Annotated in this window: 17 protein-coding genes; 15 read left to right on the top strand and 2 right to left on the bottom strand. The window is 44.1% G+C overall.

Annotated features, from left to right (window positions below; genetic code table 11):
- Positions 1 to 11: 11 nt before the first annotated feature.
- The gene (locus tag ACKVDP_RS01270) at positions 12 to 605 is read right to left on the bottom strand and encodes a 5-formyltetrahydrofolate cyclo-ligase (protein WP_409226974.1); all 594 of its coding nucleotides are present in this window, start codon (positions 603 to 605) and stop codon (positions 12 to 14) included.
- 116 nt (positions 606 to 721) lie between these two features.
- Between ACKVDP_RS01270 and ftsE the strand changes: the two genes are divergently transcribed.
- From ftsE to ACKVDP_RS01250, 4 genes are all read left to right on the top strand, one after another.
- Positions 722 to 1,417, top strand: coding sequence for a cell division ATP-binding protein FtsE (gene ftsE, locus ACKVDP_RS01265; RefSeq protein ID WP_409226973.1), 696 nt, complete (start codon positions 722 to 724; stop codon positions 1,415 to 1,417).
- A complete protein-coding gene (gene ftsX, locus ACKVDP_RS01260) occupies positions 1,398 to 2,294 on the top strand; it encodes a permease-like cell division protein FtsX (RefSeq protein WP_409226972.1) in 897 nt (298 codons plus the stop codon). Before ftsE ends, ftsX begins: the two co-directional genes overlap by 20 nt.
- An 11-nt stretch (positions 2,295 to 2,305) precedes the next feature.
- Positions 2,306 to 3,442, top strand: a complete 1,137-nt coding sequence (locus ACKVDP_RS01255; protein WP_409226971.1) for a murein hydrolase activator EnvC family protein — start codon at positions 2,306 to 2,308, stop codon at positions 3,440 to 3,442.
- Positions 3,443 to 3,520: 78 nt separating this feature from the next.
- Entirely contained in the window at positions 3,521 to 4,741 is a 1,221-nt protein-coding gene (locus ACKVDP_RS01250; protein WP_409226970.1) for a S41 family peptidase, read from the top strand.
- 58 nt (positions 4,742 to 4,799) lie between these two features.
- On the opposite strand, the gene ACKVDP_RS01245 is transcribed toward ACKVDP_RS01250, so the two are convergent.
- Positions 4,800 to 6,371 carry a hypothetical protein gene (locus ACKVDP_RS01245; protein ID WP_409226969.1) on the bottom strand — a complete coding sequence of 524 codons (1,572 nt, stop codon included), beginning with the start codon at positions 6,369 to 6,371 and terminating at the stop codon, positions 4,800 to 4,802.
- A 133-nt stretch (positions 6,372 to 6,504) separates the two neighbouring features.
- Here ACKVDP_RS01245 and uvrB point away from each other — a divergent pair, with 133 nt between their 5' ends.
- The 11 genes from uvrB (at position 6,505) to hprK (ending at position 20,453) form a co-directional block, all read left to right on the top strand.
- Positions 6,505 to 8,478 carry an excinuclease ABC subunit UvrB gene (gene uvrB / locus ACKVDP_RS01240; protein WP_409226968.1) on the top strand — a complete coding sequence of 658 codons (1,974 nt, stop codon included), beginning with the start codon at positions 6,505 to 6,507 and terminating at the stop codon, positions 8,476 to 8,478.
- 1 nt (position 8,479) lies between these two features.
- A complete protein-coding gene (gene uvrA / locus ACKVDP_RS01235) occupies positions 8,480 to 11,305 on the top strand; it encodes an excinuclease ABC subunit UvrA (RefSeq protein WP_409226967.1) in 2,826 nt (941 codons plus the stop codon).
- Positions 11,306 to 11,318: 13 nt separating this feature from the next.
- The gene (locus ACKVDP_RS01230; protein ID WP_409226966.1) at positions 11,319 to 11,903 is read left to right on the top strand and encodes an SOS response-associated peptidase; all 585 of its coding nucleotides are present in this window, start codon (positions 11,319 to 11,321) and stop codon (positions 11,901 to 11,903) included.
- A gap of 241 nt (positions 11,904 to 12,144) precedes the next feature.
- A complete protein-coding gene (locus tag ACKVDP_RS01225) occupies positions 12,145 to 12,945 on the top strand; it encodes a transporter substrate-binding domain-containing protein (protein ID WP_409226965.1) in 801 nt (266 codons plus the stop codon).
- 84 nt (positions 12,946 to 13,029) lie between these two features.
- A complete protein-coding gene (locus tag ACKVDP_RS01220) occupies positions 13,030 to 13,701 on the top strand; it encodes an amino acid ABC transporter permease (RefSeq protein WP_409226964.1) in 672 nt (223 codons plus the stop codon).
- A complete protein-coding gene (locus ACKVDP_RS01215) occupies positions 13,685 to 14,410 on the top strand; it encodes an amino acid ABC transporter ATP-binding protein (RefSeq protein WP_409226963.1) in 726 nt (241 codons plus the stop codon). Before ACKVDP_RS01220 ends, ACKVDP_RS01215 begins: the two co-directional genes overlap by 17 nt.
- A gap of 118 nt (positions 14,411 to 14,528) precedes the next feature.
- A complete protein-coding gene (gene eutH, locus ACKVDP_RS01210; RefSeq protein WP_409226962.1) occupies positions 14,529 to 15,614 on the top strand; it encodes an ethanolamine utilization protein EutH in 1,086 nt (361 codons plus the stop codon).
- Entirely contained in the window at positions 15,604 to 17,391 is a 1,788-nt protein-coding gene (locus tag ACKVDP_RS01205; protein WP_409226961.1) for an aminopeptidase P family protein, read from the top strand. The genes eutH and ACKVDP_RS01205 overlap by 11 nt, the downstream gene beginning before the upstream one ends.
- 27 nt (positions 17,392 to 17,418) lie before the next feature.
- The gene (gene uvrC / locus ACKVDP_RS01200) at positions 17,419 to 19,287 is read left to right on the top strand and encodes an excinuclease ABC subunit UvrC (protein ID WP_409226960.1); all 1,869 of its coding nucleotides are present in this window, start codon (positions 17,419 to 17,421) and stop codon (positions 19,285 to 19,287) included.
- Entirely contained in the window at positions 19,287 to 19,490 is a 204-nt protein-coding gene (locus tag ACKVDP_RS01195; RefSeq protein WP_409226959.1) for a PspC domain-containing protein, read from the top strand. The genes uvrC and ACKVDP_RS01195 overlap by 1 nt, the downstream gene beginning before the upstream one ends.
- 12 nt (positions 19,491 to 19,502) lie before the next feature.
- Complete coding sequence (hprK, locus tag ACKVDP_RS01190) at positions 19,503 to 20,453, top strand: HPr(Ser) kinase/phosphatase (protein ID WP_409226958.1); 951 nt, start codon at positions 19,503 to 19,505, stop codon at positions 20,451 to 20,453.
- Positions 20,454 to 20,528: the final 75 nt, after the last annotated feature.

Genomic DNA, 20,528 nt, shown 5'->3' with positions numbered 1-20,528 from the left:
AGCTGCTTCTTTTAAGGTCTTGTCTCATACAATCCTTCTGAGCAAGGAGTTACACCCTTTTCAGTAATGGTCATGTCCACCGGTATATCGAAGCTTTCTCTTGGGACCCTGTCCACAAGCTGCATTCCAAATCCCACCGCAATCTTTGGAACCGTTCTTGCGATTGAGTGGAGGAATCTGTCATAGTAGCCGCCGCCATAGCCAACCCTGTAACCAAACGGGTCAAATACAACTCCCGGAACTACAACCAGATCTATTTCCGATTGCTCAACAGGTCTTATGAACTCCTTCTTGGGGGTAAGGATATTGTAGTAGCCAGGCTCAAGCTCGCTGAAATCCTTGAGCTCTGAAGGAATAAGCTCCTTTGTGTCCTGAACGGTAATAGGTACGATTACCCTCTTTCCCTCTGAAAGTGCTTCCTTAATGAACTGGTGTGTATCCAGCTCGTCGTTGAAGCTTACAAAGCACATGACTACCTCGGCTTCCTTGTAATATTTTGTGGCCTTAAGTAAATCTATGATTTTTCTACTATGGGATCTGTGCGCTGATTCACTTAACTGGGATCTTTCCTGTAAAATCTGTTTTCTGATAGTTTTTTTGTCCAATTAAATCACCTCAAACAGTTTATTTATATGCAATCTTGTAATATAATAACTATGATACCATGAAAAAGAAATATGTCAAAACTAAAATTACATGGGAAGGATTTTGAGGTGAGAAAGTGATTAAACTTGTAAATATTTCCAAGGAGTACCGAAACGGTGTTACTGCCTTGTACGATATAAATATTGAGATTCAAAAAGGGGAGTTTGTCTTTCTGGTAGGTTCAAGTGGAGCCGGGAAGTCAACCCTTATAAAGATGTTGTTGAAGGAGGAGGGAATCACAAGGGGAAGGATGTACCTTGATGGAGCAGATATAACCAGGGTTCCCAATAGGCGGATACCCTATATAAGAAGAAAGGTCGGGGTGGTCTTTCAGGATTTTAGACTGCTTCCAAATAAGACAGTCTATGAAAATGTTGCATTTGCAATGGAGATAATAGGAGCAAAGCCAAGGGAAATCAGAAGAAGGGTTCCCCTTATTTTGAGTATGGTGGATCTTAGCAGGAAGGCATCCAGCTTTCCCGATCAGCTTTCAGGCGGGGAACAGCAGAGGGTATCAATTGCAAGGTCTATAGTCAACAACCCCCCTGTACTAATTGCAGATGAACCAACGGGTAATCTTGATCCGGATACGGCAGAGGAGATAATGAAGGTTCTGGTGGACATTAACAATAGGGGAACCACAATAGTCATGGCTACACATGCCAGGGACATTGTAAACAAAATGAAAAAAAGGGTAATCGCCCTTGAAGACGGGAGATTGGTAAGGGACGAAGAGAAGGGTGGTTATAGCATTGAAATTCCGAATATTTAAGAATGTCATCAAGCAGGGATTTCAGAGCATGTGGCGTAACCGCGGCATGGGGATTGCATCCATAACAAGCATATCAGCTGTTCTTATGATTTTGGGTGTTGTTCTTATTCTTGTTTTGAGTATAAATAATGCAGTTCTGGATACAAAGCTGAAATTCGATGAAGTAGAGGTTTTCCTGGTGGATGAGCTACCAAACCAATCCATGGACAGGATAGAGGAAACTGTTAGGGAGCACCCTGGAGTTATTTCCATCATATTCAGGTCAAAGGAGCAGGCTCTTGAGATAATGAAGGAGGAATGGGCGGATGAGGCCTACCTGCTTGAGGGTCTTGAGACAAATCCTCTGCCGGACTCATATATAATCAAGGTAAATGACATAGAATACGCTGATGTGCTGGTAAATGACGTAAAAACACTTGACGGCGTGGAAGAAGTGAAATATTATAAAGATGTAATAGATAAATTGTTGATATTTGCAGGATACATCCAATTTGGGGGTATTTTGATAATTGGAATACTTGTATTCATATCCGTATTCATAATTTCAAACACCATAAAGATAACAGTATCCTCAAGAAGAAGAGAAATTAACATCATGAAGTATGTGGGAGCTACAAATGGCTATATAAGAGGACCCTTCATCATGGAGGGGATATTCCTGGGAATGATTGGAGCCCTTATATCAATAGTAATAGTATATTTTGGCTATCAGTACTTCTACAAATCAATGAATGAAAAACTGTACGACCTTTTCACATTCTATCTGGTTGACCCAAAATTGATATTTGCTGATCTTGCAATAATGTTCGGTACAATTGGCTCCGGAATAGGAGCACTGGGTAGTCTCGTGTCATTAAAGAGATTCCTTAACGTATAGGGGGTAAATATATGAAGGGAAGAAGAATACTGATTCTGTTTACAGCTTTTCTTATGGTTTTAGGGACCGTAATTCAGGCAAGCGGACAGTCTGTTGATGATTTGAGAAAGCAGCAGGAACAGATTCAAAATCAGATTGAAGAGACTAAAAAAGAGATTCAGAATATGCAGAACCAGACAAAGGACATTGACAACCAGATCAAGGAATTGGATTTAAGAGTTGCCAATGCAGCATTGGAGCTGGAAAGCGTCGAGAAGGAAATCGAAGCAATAAATAACAATATTGATATTACCGAGGAAGAGCTTGCAATAGCTAAAAACAACATAGAAGAAAAGATTGATACCTTCAATCAGCGACTTAGGGTAATGTATAAGAACGGCAACACAGGATATCTTGAAGTACTGCTATCAGCAGGGAACATAAAGGACTTTTTATCCAGGCAGGAAATGATTCAGTCAATTGCAGAATACGATAAAGAGCTTATCAAGTACATGAAGGAGCAGCGGGACATCATAGAGGAAAAGAAGGTCCAGCTGGAAGGTCAAAGGGCATCCCTTGAGGTGACAAGATCAAAGGTGGAATCTAGAAAAAGGGACCTTGAGCAGGCAAGTAGGGCGAAAGAGCAGCTTATGGGCAAGCTCCAGCAGGACATAAAGTCATTTGAGGCAGAGTATGACAAGCTCAACGATTTTGCCAAGGAAATTGAAAGTAAGATCGTAAAGCTCCAGAGAAATTCGGGACCGTATTCCGGAGGAAAAATGGATTGGCCTGTACCGGGCCACACCAGAATAAGTTCTCCATATGGATATAGGATTCACCCCATATTCAAGGTCAAGAAGCTTCACACAGGTATAGATATACCCGCACCTACGGGAACTCCAATAACAGCAGCCGCTGCAGGAACTGTAATATACAGCGACTGGCTGGGAGGATACGGAAAGGTGGTAATGCTGGACCATGGTGGAGGAATAGTAACGCTGTACGCTCATAACTCAGCCTTGATTGTTTCTGAAGGACAGACTGTGGCAAGGGGAGCGACAATATCCAAAGCTGGAAGTACAGGAAATTCTACTGGACCACATTTGCATTTCGAGGTCAGGAAAAACGGTTCTTACGTGGATCCAATTCCTTGGTTGAGAGGAAATTAATGGGAGGAGAGAAATCTCCTCTTTTTGAATTAGATAAAATTTGTGTAGGAATACACTCTTAGAAATAGAGGTGCGGAAATGTCAAAAAGAAAAATGGTGGTAATCTTTGTTGCATTACTTCTGATTACCAATTTAGGTACTCTAGTAGTGGGTAACTTTGTGTCTGTAATGGTTGGAAACAGAGTTATATTGGCAAGGAGTGAATATGAAGAGTTAAATGATGTGTACAGAAGCAATGCAAAAATTCAACAGGTAAAGAAGGTCATTGAGGAGATGTACCTTCGGGAATATGACGAGGAGGACCTTTATGAGGGACAGCTAAAGGGCATGGTGGAAGCTCTTGGTGACCCATATTCAGTCTATATGACCAAGGATGAATACGAACGCTTCAACATGGAGACAGATGGCATATATGGAGGGATAGGAATTATAGTAACTCCGGGAGAAGACGACCTGATCACAGTGGTATCCCCAATAGAGGATACTCCTGGGGAAAGGGCAGGAATCAGGACGGGGGACAAAATAATAAAGGTTGAGGGTAAGGAATATTTTTCATCCACAATGGACGAGGCAGTCAGTTTAATGCGTGGAGAACCAAACACCGAGGTACGGATAACAATCATGAGGAGAGACAAGGAAGGAAATACGGAATCCTTCGACCTGAACATCACCAGAGAAATAATCAGGCTCCAGTCAGTAAAAAGTGGAGTTATCCAGGATGACATAGGATATATACGCCTTACGGCATTTGATAACCTGACATATGAGGACTTTATGAAGGCCTTGATGGGGATACAGTCAGAGAATGTAAAGGGAATAGTCCTTGACCTTAGAAGCAATCCAGGAGGGCTGCTCAATGTAAGTGTGGATATTGCTGATGAACTTCTTGGAGAGGGCACTGTGGTCTACACTGAGGATAAGTATGAAAGAAGACAATATGAGGAATCAGACAGTAAGATGGTGGATCTGCCATTGGTTGTTCTTGTAAATGAGGGTAGTGCCAGTGCATCGGAAATTCTGGCAGGTGCAATCAGGGACCTTGACAGGGGAACCTTGGTGGGTACAACCACATTTGGAAAGGGACTTGTTCAGAGGATAAGGGACCTTCCTGATGGTTCAGGAATAAAGGTTACCGTGTCGGAATACTTTACCCCTGACGGGATAAATATTCACGGTACAGGGATCCAACCGGACGTGATAGTTGAACTGAATGAGGATGTGGAAGGGATAGGCCTGGACTACCTGGACCAGGACAATCAGCTGCAGAAGGCAATAGAGGTACTAAGGGAAAAGCTTTAGGTAGAAAAAGCAACCTGAGCAGGAATTCTATATTCATCAAAAGAGATAGCCAAGTTGGCTATCTCTTTTTAAGGTTCTTCAGACTCAAAGCATAGATTATATCTTTCGCTTCTGCTTCATAGGCAAGGGAATCATTTGCATAGATGGTATCCGTAGCCCTGTCCAAATATATTTTGCTGGTATTGGTGCTTCCCAGTGAGGTTATTTCCTTAGTCACAAAATTAAATATATGCAGACCAAAGCTGCTTTTTCCAGGTAGTCTTTCCACAACCAGAAGCTCGTCCTGGGAGATTCTGTCGGCTTTGACCACATCAAAATCCAATTCGTATTCATTTTCAAGGGTCTTCAGATTGAAAAGGTGAAGCCTGTTCTCAGTTGTATTATCCTGGTTTACAAGGTGCATACCCAGTTCTTCAGTCAGTATCTGTGGCCGGAATCCAATATCTACGAACTGCAGACCCTTTCTTCCATCTGAAAGGAGGATCCTATTGTTGGTTTCCTTATCAGTAAACTGGGAGGCCAGCATAACATCTTCCATCACGCTGAAGGTGACCAGGTCCATCATAAAGCTGTGAGTGTTCGTTAGGATGTTGTCTGCTGTATTGTAGGTCAGTATTTTTGTCTGATTGTCAGAATAGCTTGTCAGAATCTGTATTTCAGTATCGCTCATCCAGGAAATACTCTCAGGTCTGATTCCTGCCTCAGAACCTATGCGAATGGCCTTTTTATTCTCCAAGGCTATTGTGAAGGCAGAAGCGTTATCTCCTTCTCTTTCAAGCAGTGCAACTGCAGAGCCGCTTTGGTTGAGCCGGGCGGAGGATATTTGGGAAAAGGTTCTGTAGAGGTCTGTTTTTTCACCGGTTACTAAATTTTGATGTCTCAATATGTTGCTTTCATTCTCAAGGTCCTTAAGAGAGTAGAGAATTCCTGCCCCGGGCTTAAAATCCAATACAGTCCCATGGTCAACATAGGCTGAAATCAGGCTCTTTGTGGACTCTACAACCTCTCCAGTATTTGCATTTACCTTCAATCTAAGATTGATAAGCGGTATTTCCAGATTGGTCTTGTCGTAGATGCTTTCATAATCAATCACCCATATTGTCATTTCCTCATCCTTAACCAGCTTTATGCTGGGGTATCCATCAGAAGATATCTTATAATCTGAACGGACCTTTTTCAGGACATCAACTATCCCGTAGCTTACGGATATCGGGGTGTAGTTTTCATTGACAATTTTGAACTTCAACGATCCAGCCTCGGCCTGGGTGACATTTGAAAGCAAAATGGTTATTTGGGGTATAACTAATTCTGCAGAGGAGTAGGAGCTGTTGACAAGGTATATGTTATAAACATCATCTATCTTCTCAATTTTAGAAACTTCAATACCGGTGCTCTGAAGTATTCCTGGAGAAACAATCAATTTTGTCTGGCTGTTTTTACGCACCAGTTCAACTCTGGGGTTTGTGTTCTGGAAGCCCTGTGAAAGCACCACCTGTTCCACAGTGAACTCAGGCTCATTTTCAGGAGTCTTTCCAGGGTTGACTGAAGATTCCCTTAGCATTGGCAAGGAACAGCCGGTTAAAATCATTGTTGCTATTATTATCAGCAAAAGTCTGCTGGTATGCTTCATCGTGGCATCGCCTCCTAAGGATAATTTTACATTATAGGGGTGTTTTCCACAAGTTAATAATTAAGGTGGATTTTTTCAGACAAAAATTATATCATATATAGGGAACAAGTGTTCAGGAACGAGGTGGATATATATGAACAAGTTTAGAATAGAATCATCATACAAGCCCACGGGAGATCAGCCGGAGGCAATTAAATCACTGGTTAGAGGCCTGGAAAAAGGAAACAAACACCAGGTGCTGCTTGGGGTTACGGGATCAGGAAAGACTTTTACAATGGCAAATGTTATTGAGAAGGTTCAGAAGCCAACTCTTGTAATTGCCCACAATAAGACCCTTGCCTATCAGCTGGCAAGTGAATTCAAGGAATTCTTTCCCGACAATGCCGTTGAATATTTTGTAAGCTACTATGACTATTACCAGCCGGAGGCATATGTGCCACAGACGGACACATATATTGAAAAGGATTCATCAATAAACGATGAAATAGATAAGCTTAGACACTCGGCCACAATGTCCCTTTTTGAGAGAAGGGATGTAATAATTGTTGCCTCGGTTTCATGCATATATGGTCTTGGAGACCCCATTGACTATGAAAACCTTGTGGTTTCCCTGCGACCGGGCATGATCAAGGACAGGGACCAGATAATGCGAAAGCTTATTGATATTCAATATATGAGAAACGACATCAACTTTGAAAGGGGAACCTTTAGGGTGAGGGGAGATGTTTTGGAGATATTTCCAGCTTCGTCATCGGAAAACACCCTCAGGGTGGAGTTTTTTGGAGATGAGATAGACAGGATCACCGAAGTGAACCATCTGACTGGTGAGGTGATTGGCTATAGGAATCATGTTTCGATTTTTCCGGCATCGCACTTCGCTACAACATCTGAAAAGGTAGAGAAAGCGATTGTCAGGATTGAAGAGGAGCTGGAGGAAAGACTAAAGGAACTGAGGGACAAGGACAAGCTTGTGGAGGCTCAAAGACTTGAACAGAGAACCAGATATGATCTGGAAATGCTTATGGAAATGGGATTTTGTTCAGGAATAGAGAATTATTCAAGACACCTTAGCGACAGACCGGCTGGAAGCAAGCCATACACCCTGATCGATTACTTTCCGGATGATTTTCTGATCATCGTTGACGAGTCCCACGTCACTGTACCTCAGATAAGGGGGATGTATGCTGGAGACAGGTCAAGAAAGACAACCCTTGTGGATTACGGCTTCAGGCTCCCATCAGCCCTTGACAACAGACCCTTGAGATTTGACGAGTTCGAGAAGATGGTCAATCAGATAATATACACATCCGCAACTCCGGGACCTTACGAGCTGGAAAGGACCGAGCAGATTGTCGAGCAGATTATCCGTCCGACAGGATTGCTGGATCCGGTCATAGAAGTCAGACCCACCGAACATCAGATTGACGATCTTCTGTCTGAAATAAGGAAGGTGTCAGCCAGAGGGGAAAGAACCCTTGTCACAACCTTGACCAAAAGAATGGCGGAGGATCTGACGGATTACTTCAAGGAGGTTGGAATCAAGGTTACCTACCTCCACTCTGATGTGGACACAATTGAAAGAATGGAGATAATTAGGGACCTTAGACTTGGTAAATACGATGTACTTGTTGGGATAAACCTTCTACGGGAGGGTCTTGACCTGCCGGAGGTTTCACTGGTTGCAATTCTTGATGCTGACAAGGAGGGCTTCCTGAGAAGTGAGACCTCAATGATTCAGACAATAGGTAGAGCTGCAAGACACCTGGAAGGAAAGGTAATAATGTATGCAGACAGGATAACAGGCTCCATGAGACGAGCAATCCATGAGACTGAAAGACGTAGGGAGATTCAGGCGGAATACAATGAGAAGCATGGGATTACCCCTAAATCGATCATCAAGGATGTCAGGAAGATAATTGAAGCCACCCTTGTGGCAGAGGACCAGATAGAATACGACGAAGACCTGTCAGCGGAGGAGCTGGATGCAATAGTTCTGGGCATGGAAAGTGCAATGCTCCAAGCGGCTGAATCACTGGAGTTCGAAAGGGCTGCCGAGCTGAGAGACAAAATAATTCAAATGAAGAAGAGGTATGGAGGAAAGAATTGAAATGGCTAAAAACAAGATAGTAATAAAGGGAGCAAAGGTTCACAACCTAAAGAATGTAAGCCTTGAGCTTCCAAGAGATAAATTTATAGTTTTCACTGGATTGAGCGGTTCGGGTAAGTCCTCCCTGGCATTTGACACAATCTATGCCGAAGGTCAAAGGAGATATGTGGAATCGCTGTCCAGCTATGCTAGGCAGTTTTTAGGTCAGATGGACAAACCGGATGTAGAGTACATCGAGGGACTTTCTCCGTCCATATCCATAGACCAGAAGACTACCTCTAGGAATCCAAGGTCCACAGTTGGAACAGTAACTGAGATCTATGACTATTTGAGACTCCTTTTTGCAAGGATTGGAACTCCCTATTGTCCACACTGTGGAAAGGAAATAACGAGCCAAACTGTTGACCAGATGGTGGACCATGTTATGGAGCTGCCTGAAAGGACCAGGATTCAGGTTCTTGCACCTGTCATAAGAGGGAAGAAGGGAGAGCACTCAAAGCTGATAAATCAGATTAAAAAAGATGGTTTTGTGAGAATGATGATCGACGGTGAAATGGTTGACCTTGATGATGATATAAAGCTTGATAAGAACAAGCACCACACCCTGGAGGTTGTGGTGGACAGACTGATTGTGAGGGAAGGTATCGAAGGAAGACTTTCCGATTCAATCGAGGCAGCCCTAAAGCTTGGGGAAGGACTCCTGAACATTGATGTAATTGATGGAGATAGGCTGACCTTCAGTCAGAAGCTTTCATGTCCCGACTGCAACATCTCAATAGAGGAGATATCACCAAGGATGTTCTCCTTCAACAGCCCCTTCGGGATGTGTCCTGTATGCAACGGTCTGGGTTTTCACAAGGAGATAGACGTGGACCTTGTGATTCCCAACATGAACCTAAGTGTGAATGAAGGTGCCCTTGCACCATATGGAAACATAAGTGAAGACACCTATTACTATCAGATTTTCAAGACACTGGCAAAGGACAATGACTTCAATCTGGACAGGCCCTTGACTGAAGCTCCAAAAAAATTCATGGATGAGCTTCTGTACGGAACCAAGAGGAAGATCAAGTTTGCTTTCCTTAGCCATTTTGATGACTCAGGAAAAAGAGAGTACGAGGGTAAATTTGAAGGCGTCCTGAATAATCTGGAGAGAAGGTACAATGAAACTCATTCTGACTATATGAGAAACAAGCTGGATGAGTACATGGCCGAGAGTCCATGCTCAGCTTGTGGAGGCAAGAGGCTGAAGGATGAGGTTCTATCAATCAGGATAAATGGACTGAACATAGCTGAGGTCACAGACATGCCGGTTGTAAAATCATTGGAGTTTTTTGAGCATATTGAACTGACCCAGAAGCAACAGGCCATTGGCGAACAGATCCTAAAGGAGGTCAAGGAGAGGCTTCTATTTTTGAAAAACGTCGGTCTTGAGTACCTTACCCTGTCCAGGATGGCTGGAACCCTTTCGGGAGGAGAGTCCCAGAGGATCAGGCTGGCCACCCAGATTGGATCCAGCCTTGTAGGGGTTGTATACGTCCTTGACGAGCCCAGCATAGGTCTTCACCAAAGGGACAACAGCAAGCTCCTGGCAGCACTGAGGGACCTGACTGATGTTGGAAACACCCTTATTGTGGTGGAGCATGACGAGGATACCATGCATATGGCGGACCATATAGTGGACATCGGCCCTGGAGCTGGAATTCACGGTGGGGAGATCATAGCCCAGGGAACAGCAAGGGATATAATGGACAATCCAAGGTCAATAACCGGAAAATACCTCTCAGGAAAGCTTAAGATAGAGGTTCCGGAGACCAGAAAGCCCACCAATGGAAAATGGCTCCAGGTAAAGGGCGCAGAGGTGAACAACCTTAAGAATATAGACGTGAGCATTCCACTGGGTGTCATGACCTGTGTAACTGGGGTGTCAGGCTCGGGGAAGAGTTCACTGGTTAATGAAATAATATACAAGAATCTTGCCACCAAGCTGAACAGGGCCAAGATCAGACCGGGTAGGCACGGTGAGATGCTGGGTCTTGAGTATTTGGACAAGGTCATTGAAATTGACCAGAAACCAATCGGAAGAACCCCCAGGTCAAACCCTGCAACCTATACGGGTGTTTTCGACCATATCAGGGATGTGTTTGCAATGACCAACGAAGCCAAGATGAGGGGCTACAAGAAGGGTAGGTTCAGCTTCAATGTAAAGGGAGGAAGGTGTGAAGCCTGCAAGGGGGACGGAATCCTGAAGGTTGAGATGCATTTTCTACCGGATGTATACGTTCCCTGCGAGGTCTGCAAGGGAAAAAGGTACAACAGGGAGACACTTCAGGTAAAGTACAAGGGAAAGACAATTTCAGATGTCCTTGATATGACGGTTGAGGAAGGAGTTGAGTTCTTCAAGAACCTCCCAAAGATAAAGAGGAAGCTGGAAACCTTGAATGATGTGGGGCTTGGTTATATAAAAATCGGGCAGCCCTCCACAGAGCTGTCAGGTGGTGAGGCCCAAAGGGTCAAGCTGGCAACCGAACTGTCCAAAAGGGCCACAGGAAAGACAGTCTATATTCTTGACGAGCCTACAACCGGACTCCATTCCGCCGACATACACAAGCTGGTGAAGGTACTGAATCAGCTTGTGGAGGGTGACAATACCGTTATAATCATTGAACACAATCTGGATGTAATAAAGACAGCAGACCACATCATAGATCTTGGACCTGAAGGTGGAGACAAGGGAGGCTACGTAGTTGCTACCGGTACGCCAGAGGAGGTCAGTCAGTGTCAGAAATCCTATACTGGCCAGTTCCTCAAGAAGATATTGTCCTGAGAGGAGAGAGAGTATGTGTGGAAGATATGCCCTTGACGCAGATATAGATGAATTGATCGAAAGATACAAGGCAATTGTTGCGGAACGTGAAACCGGAAGCTCCAAGGAGGTTTTTCCCACCAACACCCAGGCGATAGTTGTTGATGAAGGGAAGCGGGAGATCAGGGCAGCAGTATGGGGCTTTGCTCCTCATTATGCTAAGCGCCCCCTGATCAATGCCAGAGGAGAGACGGTCCATCAGAAGCCCACCTTCAGCAAGGCATTCTTCACAAGTAGGTGCATTGTTCCAGCCACAAGCTTTTTTGAGTGGGAGAAGTCTGAGGATGGGAAAATAAAAAGAAGGATTTCCGTAGAGGGTCAAAGGATTTTTTCAATGGCCGGCCTGGTGAGCCTCTTCAAGGACAAGGAAGGCAAGTCCTTCCAGGCATATACCATCATAACAATTTCCGCCAATGACCAGATGGAGCATATTCATGATAGAATGCCTGTTATACTGAAGCCGGAAGATGAGGATATATGGCTGAATAGCAGTAATGCCAACCTTGAGGAACTGAAGGGATTGCTGGTTCCAACAAATCAAAATCTAAATATTATGTAAACTTAATGAAATTTATCTTGCATTATTTCAATTAAACGAATATAATGAATTTTATATTAAAAAGCATCAAAGGATGCATTTAATCAAATTCAATAAAGGAGGTCTTAATCTTGATGATATTAAATCAGATCAAGAGCCAACGGAAGTTTGGTTCACTAAACATGGACAAGACTTCCAAAGGACTAAGGAGTTCCTCACTATTATAATCCAAGAAACTTAAATAATAATAGGAGGAATAAAAATGAAAAAAATAATAGCACTTATGTTGACAATGGTAATGATGGTAGGTTTATTGGCAGGATGTACTTCAGGAGCCTCAGAGGCGACCTCTAAGGTAGAGCAGATCAAGTCAGCGGGCAAGATTGTACTAGGCACGGCTGCGGATTATCCACCTTATGAATTCCATAAGGAAATTGATGGTAAGGACCAGATAGTGGGCTTTGACATTGAAATTGCAAAGGTAATTGCAGATGAGCTGGGAGTGGAGCTGGAAATCGTGGATATGAAGTTCGAAGGACTTTTACCGGCACTTGTAACTGATGACATTGATTTTATAATCGCTGGCATGGTTGCAAAAGAGGAGAGAAAGAAATCCGTTGATTTCTCAATACCATATTATCAGGCACAGCAGAGAATGATCGTTAAGGGTAGTGATGCAGAGACCTTGAAAACTCCGGCGGATTTTGACGGATTGAAGATCGGTGCTCAGAAATCAACCATTCAGGAAGACATTGCACTTGATAAGTTTGCCTCGGCAGAGTATGTAGGTCTAAGCAAGATTACGGACCTGGTTCTTGAGCTTAAGAACGGAAAGGTTGACGGTGTGATACTGGTTGAACCGGTTGCAAAGGCTTATGTGAATCAAAACGACGACCTTTTCCTGGCAGATGAGATTCTGGGTCAGGAGGACGGAGTTGCTGTAGCCATCAACAAAGGAAATGAGGATTTGGTCCAGGAGATTGACAAGATATTGCAAAAGCTAATGGACGAAGGCATGATTGAGAAATTTATCGCCGATGCAACAGCGTTGGCAGAAGAATAAGATATTCCCCGGCAAAAGAGAGTTCGCTTTCTTTTGCCTTTTCTATTAAGGAAATCATGGGGTATCCATTAAGGAGGAAAAGGATTGGGAATCTTTGATCTGGAATTTATTGCACAATATTACAAGTATTTTTTAAGGGGTACAGGAGTTACACTTAGCGTCAGCTTCTTTGGAGTGGTTTTTGGAACCATGGTGGGAGTTGTATTGAGCCTGATGAAGCTTTCAAACAACAAATTGGCAAAGGGATTGTCAACTGCATATATCGAGGTTGTACGTGGAACGCCACTTCTTGTACAGCTATTTATTGTGTATTACGGATTCCCGTTGTTTCTGCCATTTGAAATGAGCAGAATCGCATTGGGTACAGTTGCTGTGGTCTTGAACAGCGCAGCCTATGTTGCAGAGATAATAAGGGCAGGGATTCTATCAATAGACAGAGGGCAGATGGAGGCGGCAAGATCCCTTGGAATGACCCATGGCATGGCAATGCGGTTCATCATAATTCCACAGGCCTTCAAGAACATCCTTCCTGCACTTGGCAACGAGTTCATAGTTCTGATCAAGGAATCGGCCATCATATCAGTAATAGGGATACACGATATAATGTACAATGCAGACACACTCAGGGGGATAACCTACAGACCCTTTATCCCACTGTTCTACGCTGCAATAATATACTTCATTATCACATTTACATTGTCCAAACTGTTGGGTATTTTCGAAAGGAGGTTACGTGCTGGTGATCAATATAATTAATCTGAACAAGAAATTTGGTGAACTGCACGTTCTAAAGGATATAAACCAGACTATTGAGGAAGGTGAGGTAGTTGTGGTGATTGGACCCAGCGGTTCCGGCAAGAGCACCTTCCTGAGATGCCTCAACCTTCTGGAGGAGCCCACCAGCGGAGAGATAATTTTGGAGGGTGTATCCATCACTGACAAGCACAATGACGTCAACAAGCAAAGGGAAAAAATGGGGATGGTATTCCAGCAGTTCAACCTCTTTCCTCACAAGACAGTTCTGGAAAACATAACACTTGCACCAATGCAGGTAAAGGGGCTGACCAAGGAGGAAGCTGACAGGAAGGCCATGAACCTGCTAAAGAGGATAGGCCTTGAGGAAAAGGCAAACACGTATCCAAATCAACTGTCTGGTGGACAGAAGCAGAGGATTGCAATAATAAGAGCTCTGGCCATGGAGCCTGATGTAATGCTGTTTGACGAACCTACAAGCGCCCTTGACCCGGAAATGGTTGGAGAGGTATTGGAAGTAATGAAGGAGCTTGCAAGGGATGGAATGACCATGGTGGTTGTGACACATGAGATGGGCTTTGCCAAGGAGGTTGGCTCCAGGGTCATATTTATGGATGAAGGAAGAATCATGGAGGAGGGAACTCCAAGGGAACTGTTTGCAAATCCACAGAATCCAAGAACCCAGGACTTTTTAAGAAAGATTCTGGTCTGATGGAAACACAATTTCAAGAAGAAATGAGCGTCCTTTACGGGGCGCTTTTTTGCTCGTTGTGATTAGTGATGACCTTGTAGTATAATTAGACTGACGACGACATCTTGGGAGGGGTTTTATGCTTTATGTAATGCTTGGATTTTCACTTCTTGGAGGAATTGACAAGCTTCTCAACAACAGGTTTGGGCTGGGAGTCAAGTTTGATGAGGGCTTCAAGGCCATGGGAAGCCTTGCATTGACAATAATTGGGATATATTCCCTCTCGCCTGTAATAGCAAGGGGAATTTTACCTCTTTTAGGACCCCTGGCAAGCTGGATGAATGTTGATCCTTCTGTGTTCGTCAGCAGTATTCTGGCAACGGATCTGGGTGCATTCACCACCAGTGTTGAAATAGCAAGGGATCCTGCAATTGGGGTCTTCAACGGAGCCATTCTTGCCTCAACACTGGGTGCCACAATATCCTTCACCGTACCGGTGGCCATCAATCTCATAACCGAGGACGATTTTCAGTATTTTGCAAAGGGCATACTTGCGGGCATAGTTACAGTGCCCTTGGGTATGGTGGTTTCGGGCTTGATGATGGACATAGGGATAGTCAGAATAATATGGAATCTTCTTCCTGTTGGAGTTTTTTCAATGATGATTGCCTATGGGCTAATAAAGTCCCAGGAAAGGACCATGTTTCTCTTCAGGTGGCTTGGGAAAATAATCCTTGGAGTAAGCACATTCGGGCTTATTCTTGGTATACTGGATTACAGTCTGGGTATAGTCCTCATTGAGGGGCTGATTTCCCTCCAGGAGGGAGCGATGCTGGTGCTGTCAATCAGCATAGTACTGTCCGGAGCCTATCCCATGCTGTTCTTTTTGTCCAGGAGACTCCATAGAGTCTTGAGGCTTGTCACAGAAAAGTACGACATAGATGATTTTTCTATACTTGGACTTTTTTCATCCTTGGCAAGCTGTCTGCCTATGCTAGGCGTCTACCACGAAATGAACTGGAAGGGAAAGATCCTCAATGCGGCCTTTGCTGTAAGCGGAGCCTATGTATTCGGAGGTCAGCTGGGCTACGTCACATCAGTGGCACCCCAGTCAGTTAATGCATTTATAATTGGCAAGCTGGCAGCCGGGATTACGAGTATTTTTGTTGCATTGTACCTAATACGAATGGAAATAAAAGGGGAGGGAATAAAGATTGAATATTAACGGGAAGTTGAAGGAACTGAGAAAACTTATGGAGGATGAAGGCATAGACATATATATTGAACCATCTGCGGATCCTCACCAGTCAGAGTACTTGGCGGAACATTACAAAAGCAGGGCGTTTATAACAGGCTTCACTGGATCAGCCGGGACAGCCTTGGTAACAAAAGAGGAAGCAATATTATGGACAGATGGGAGGTACTTCATCCAGGCTGAGAACCAAATAAGGGACAATGAATTCAAGCTCTATAAAATGAATACACCAGGATATCCATCCCTCCATGAGTGGTTGGAGGAGAATGCAAGATACGGCGGGATAATTGGCCTTAATGGAAAGATATTCTCCCAGGGAGCTGTTGAGCAGATAGAGGAAAAGCTTAGTGAAAAGAAGGTTAAGATTCATCATGAGGATGATTTGATCGGAAGGATATGGGAGGACAGACCTGAGCTGCCAATAAGGGATGCATTCATATTGGAGGAGGAATATTCAGGTAAGACCACCGCTGAAAAGCTTAAGGAAGTCAGGCTGGAGATGGAAAAGAAAAAAGCCACCCATTTTGTGCTGGGAAGTCTGGATGACATAGCTTGGCTTTATAACATAAGAGGCTGGGATGTTGAAAACAACCCTGTTGTAATATCATATGCAATGGTTACTGAGGAATTTGCCATCCTCTTTGTTGACGATAGAAAAATACCGGAGACCGTCAAGTCGGCCCTTTACGATTCAGGAGTGGTTCTTGCGAAATATGAAAGCATAGAAGAGCATCTTAAGAGACTTTCAAAGGATTCAACAGTGCTCCTTCAAAAGGACAGAATAAATACAAGCCTTTTCCATGCCATTCCAAAGAGCTGCAGGATAATTGACTCTGAAAATATTACAACAACCATGAAGGGAATCAAAAATTCTGTTGAAATAAAGAACCAGGAGGAGGCATACCTTAAGGACTGCGCAGCCTTGACAGGCTTCTTCCACTGGCTTCACAAGGAAATTGAAGATAGGGATATCACTGAAGTTGAGGCCTCTGAAAAGCTTATGAAGTTCAGAATGGAACAGCAGGGCTTCCTGCAGCCAAGCTTTGGTACCATAGCAGCCTACGGACCCAATGCTGCCATGATGCACTATGCACCAGCTGAGGACAGCTGTGCGGTTCTTCAGAAAAAGGGACTTTTCCTTGTGGATTCAGGAGGGCAGTACTACAACGGTACAACTGATATTACCAGGACCGTTGCCCTTGGTGAGCTTACTGATCCGGAAAAGAGAGATTTCACCCTTGTACTGAAGGGGCACATAAACCTTCTGGCATCAAGATTCCTCCATGGAACATCAGGCCATGTGCTGGATGTCCTGGCAAGACAGCCACTTTGGAAGGAAGGAATTGACTACAAATCAGGTACAGGACATGGCGTTGGATATCTGCTGAACGTTCACGAAGGTCCACACAGGATTGCCACTGCTCCAAATAACGTGGCCATGGAGCCAGGTATGGTGGTGACGGTTGAACCTGGAGTCTACAGGGAGGGCATGCATGGAATAAGGACTGAAAATGTGGCGGTTGTAAAGGAGGATATGGAAACTGAATCCGGAAGGTTCCTTGGCTTCCAGGTGTTGTCCTACTGCTATATCGACCGTGATTGCTTAATTCCGGAGATGTTGAGTGATGAAGAGAAGTTGTGGCTGGATCAGTACCATATGAATGTATATGAGAAGCTAAAGGATAGATTGAATGATGAAGTTGGAGAATGGCTTAAGGAAAAAACCAGGCCAATAGATGAAAAGTAGCAGGCTAGATGAAGACAGGGTGATTATGTGACAAACTTTGATGAACAGCTGAAAAATCTTCCGGACTCCCCGGGAGTATATCTTATGAAGGACAAGGCCGGAGAGATAATATATGTCGGAAAGGCAATTTCCCTCAAGAAAAGGGTCAGACAGTACTTTCAGTCCTCCTCAAACCACTCTCTCAAGGTATCCTCAATGGTCAGGCAGATCAGTGACTTTGAGTATATCATGGTGGAAAATGAGGTGGAGGCTCTTGTATTGGAGTCAAACCTCATAAAGAAAAACAGACCCAAATACAACATACTTTTGCGGGATGACAAGCAGTATCCATATATAAAGGTTACCGTAGGTGAAAGATACCCAAGGGTGCTCAAAACAAGGCAGGTTGAGAAGGATGGCTCAAGGTATTTCGGACCCTATCCAAGTGCTTCAGCTGTAAATGAGGCAATTGAGGTTTTCCACAGGATTTTTCAAATCAGGAACTGCAGGCTTGACCTGGACAAAAAGGATGCTAGATTCAGGCCCTGTCTCAATTACTATATTGGAAGATGCCTCGGTCCGTGCCTGGGAAATGTGGATGAAGATCTATACAGGGGCATGATTCAGGAAATAATTGACTTTCTATCCAGAAAGGACGAAAGCATAATCAGGAACATGGAAAGGGATATGATGGAGGCTGCCGAAAACATGGACTATGAGAAGGCGGCAACCCTAAGGGACCAGCTCCAAGCACTTCAGACCCTTCATGAAAAACAGATGATGGATTCCGCATCCAATGTGGAACAGGATGTAATAGCCATGGCAAGAGGTGTGGAAGAGGTTGTCGTCCAGGTGTTCTTTATCCGTGAAGGTAAGATTGTTGGAAGGGAGCACTATATAATGGAGGATTCCTATGTGGAGGAAAGGGGAGAGATCCTTAGCTCCTTCATAAAGCAATTTTACCCTGGATCATCCTTTATACCAAGGGAGATACTTGTTGAGGAAGAAATACCTGACATGGAAGCGATTCAGCAGTGGCTGGGTGAGATAAAGGGAAAAGGTGTAAGTCTCCAGACGCCCAAAAGGGGAGACAAGCTGCAGCTGGTGAGAATGGTCAAAAAAAATGCCCTGGAGATGCTGGACAAGTACGGCGACAAATTTCTTAGAAAACACAGGGAAAACCTTAAGGCCCTGGAGCAGCTTCAGCACATACTGGACCTGGAGGAAAGACCTGATAGGATTGAGGCCTATGACATCTCCAACATAAGCGGTGTTGGCTCAGTTGGTTCAATGATTGTCTATGAAAAAGGCGAAAGAAAAAAATCAGATTACAGAAGGTTCAGAATCAGGACAAGGAACACACCGGATGATTACGGAAGCATGGAGGAGATACTCAAGCGAAGGTTTACCAGAGGACTCAAGGAAAACGAGAATGTGGAAAGAAAGGGCGGAGCACCGGTTGGGTTCTCTCTTTTTCCGGATATTATAATGGTGGATGGTGGAAAGGGCCATGTGAACAAGGCCAGCTCAGTTCTGAAAGACCTGGGTGTGGATATTCCGGTTTGTGGTCTGGTAAAGGACAGATTTCACAAAACCCGTGGGATAATATATGATAACAGGGAAATCATCCCTGATAAGGACAGTCTTGCATTCAAGCTGATCTATGGAATACAGGAGGAGGCTCACAGGTTTGCAATAAGCTACCATAGAAGCCTGAGGAGCAAGGATCTTTTCCACTCTGAGCTGGATGGGATACCACTTGTGGGTGAAAAGAGAAGGGTTGCCCTCCTAAAGCACTTTGGAAGCATCAGTGAAATCAAGAAGGCTGGTATCCAGGAGCTCGTGGAGGTGGATGGCATGAACAGAAAGGCAGCCCAAAATGTATATGAGCATTTCCGGAAAAAGGAGGAGAAATAATGCAAAAGAAGCTTTATTTGTCAGAAACGGACAAGAAGATTGCAGGGGTCTGTGGTGGAATTGCAGAGTACTTCGATGTTGATTCAACATTGATAAGGCTGGCATGGATATTTTTATTGCTGCCAACAGCCTTTGTCGGTGGGATTGTGGCCTATTTCCTTGCAGCTGCCATAATTCCAAGAAGACCATATGATGCTGAGTAGAGGGGTGTAAGAATGGATTATGTTTTACTGAAGGACTTGATTGGGGAAATGAACCTGGAGGTGGTATACCTTTCAGATGATGTTAATAAGGTAAAGATTTTTACAACCGAAATCAGCAGACCTGGACTGCAGATGGCAGGATACTACGAAAAGTTCGTACCGGACAGGGTTCAGATCCTTGGAAGTGCAGAGTGGCATTTCCTCAGGGACATGGAGGCTGAAAAAAGGTACGCCACCCTTGACAAGTTTCTAAGCTATCCAGTCCCAGTAATAGTTGTGGCCAGAAACCACCAGGTGTTTCCTGAGCTTCTGGAGCTTGCAAGAAAGCATGGGAAGACAATACTAAGAGGAAACAAATCCACTTCAAAGCTTATCAACGATCTTGTCATAAACCTGGGACTTTCCCTGGCACCCACTGAGACGGTTCATGGTGTAATGATGGATGTGTTTGGAATAGGGGTCCTTATTACAGGCAAGTCAGGAGTAGGAAAATCAGAGACAGCCCTTGACCTTATAACCAGAGGCTGCAGGCTGGTTGCGGATGACATGGTTGAAATAAAGCGTGTGGAGGATACCCTAAGGGGCACATGTCCTGAGCTGATCAGATATTTCCTGGAAATAAGAGGGGTTGGGATTCTGGACATAGAGAGATTGTACGGGGTGGGAGCTGTAAAGCAGTTTGACTATATTGACATGGTTGTTGAGCTGGAGGCCTGGGAAAAAGGAAAGGAATATGACAGGATGGGCCTTGAGGAGGAAAGCGTAGAAATTCTTGGGATTAGTCTGCCCAAGGTTACAATACCGGTCAAGCCCGGTCGAAACATTGCCATGATCGTAGAGGTGGCAGCGAAGAACAACAGGCAGAAACGGCTTGGATACAATGCTGCTGAAGAGCTTGACAAAAGGGTTAGACATTCAATAGAGGAACGCAGAAAAGCATTTGACAACAGGTCAGAACTGTAACGATTCAAAAATTATGAAGTAATATTGAGTTGACTTTAAGCAGTGTATTTAATATACTAATTATGGTAACTAATT

Source organism: Gudongella ferriphila, assembly GCF_046224405.1.
GTDB lineage: Bacteria > Bacillota > Clostridia > Tissierellales > Tissierellaceae > Gudongella.
This window is presented reverse-complemented; position numbering and strand designations above follow the sequence as displayed.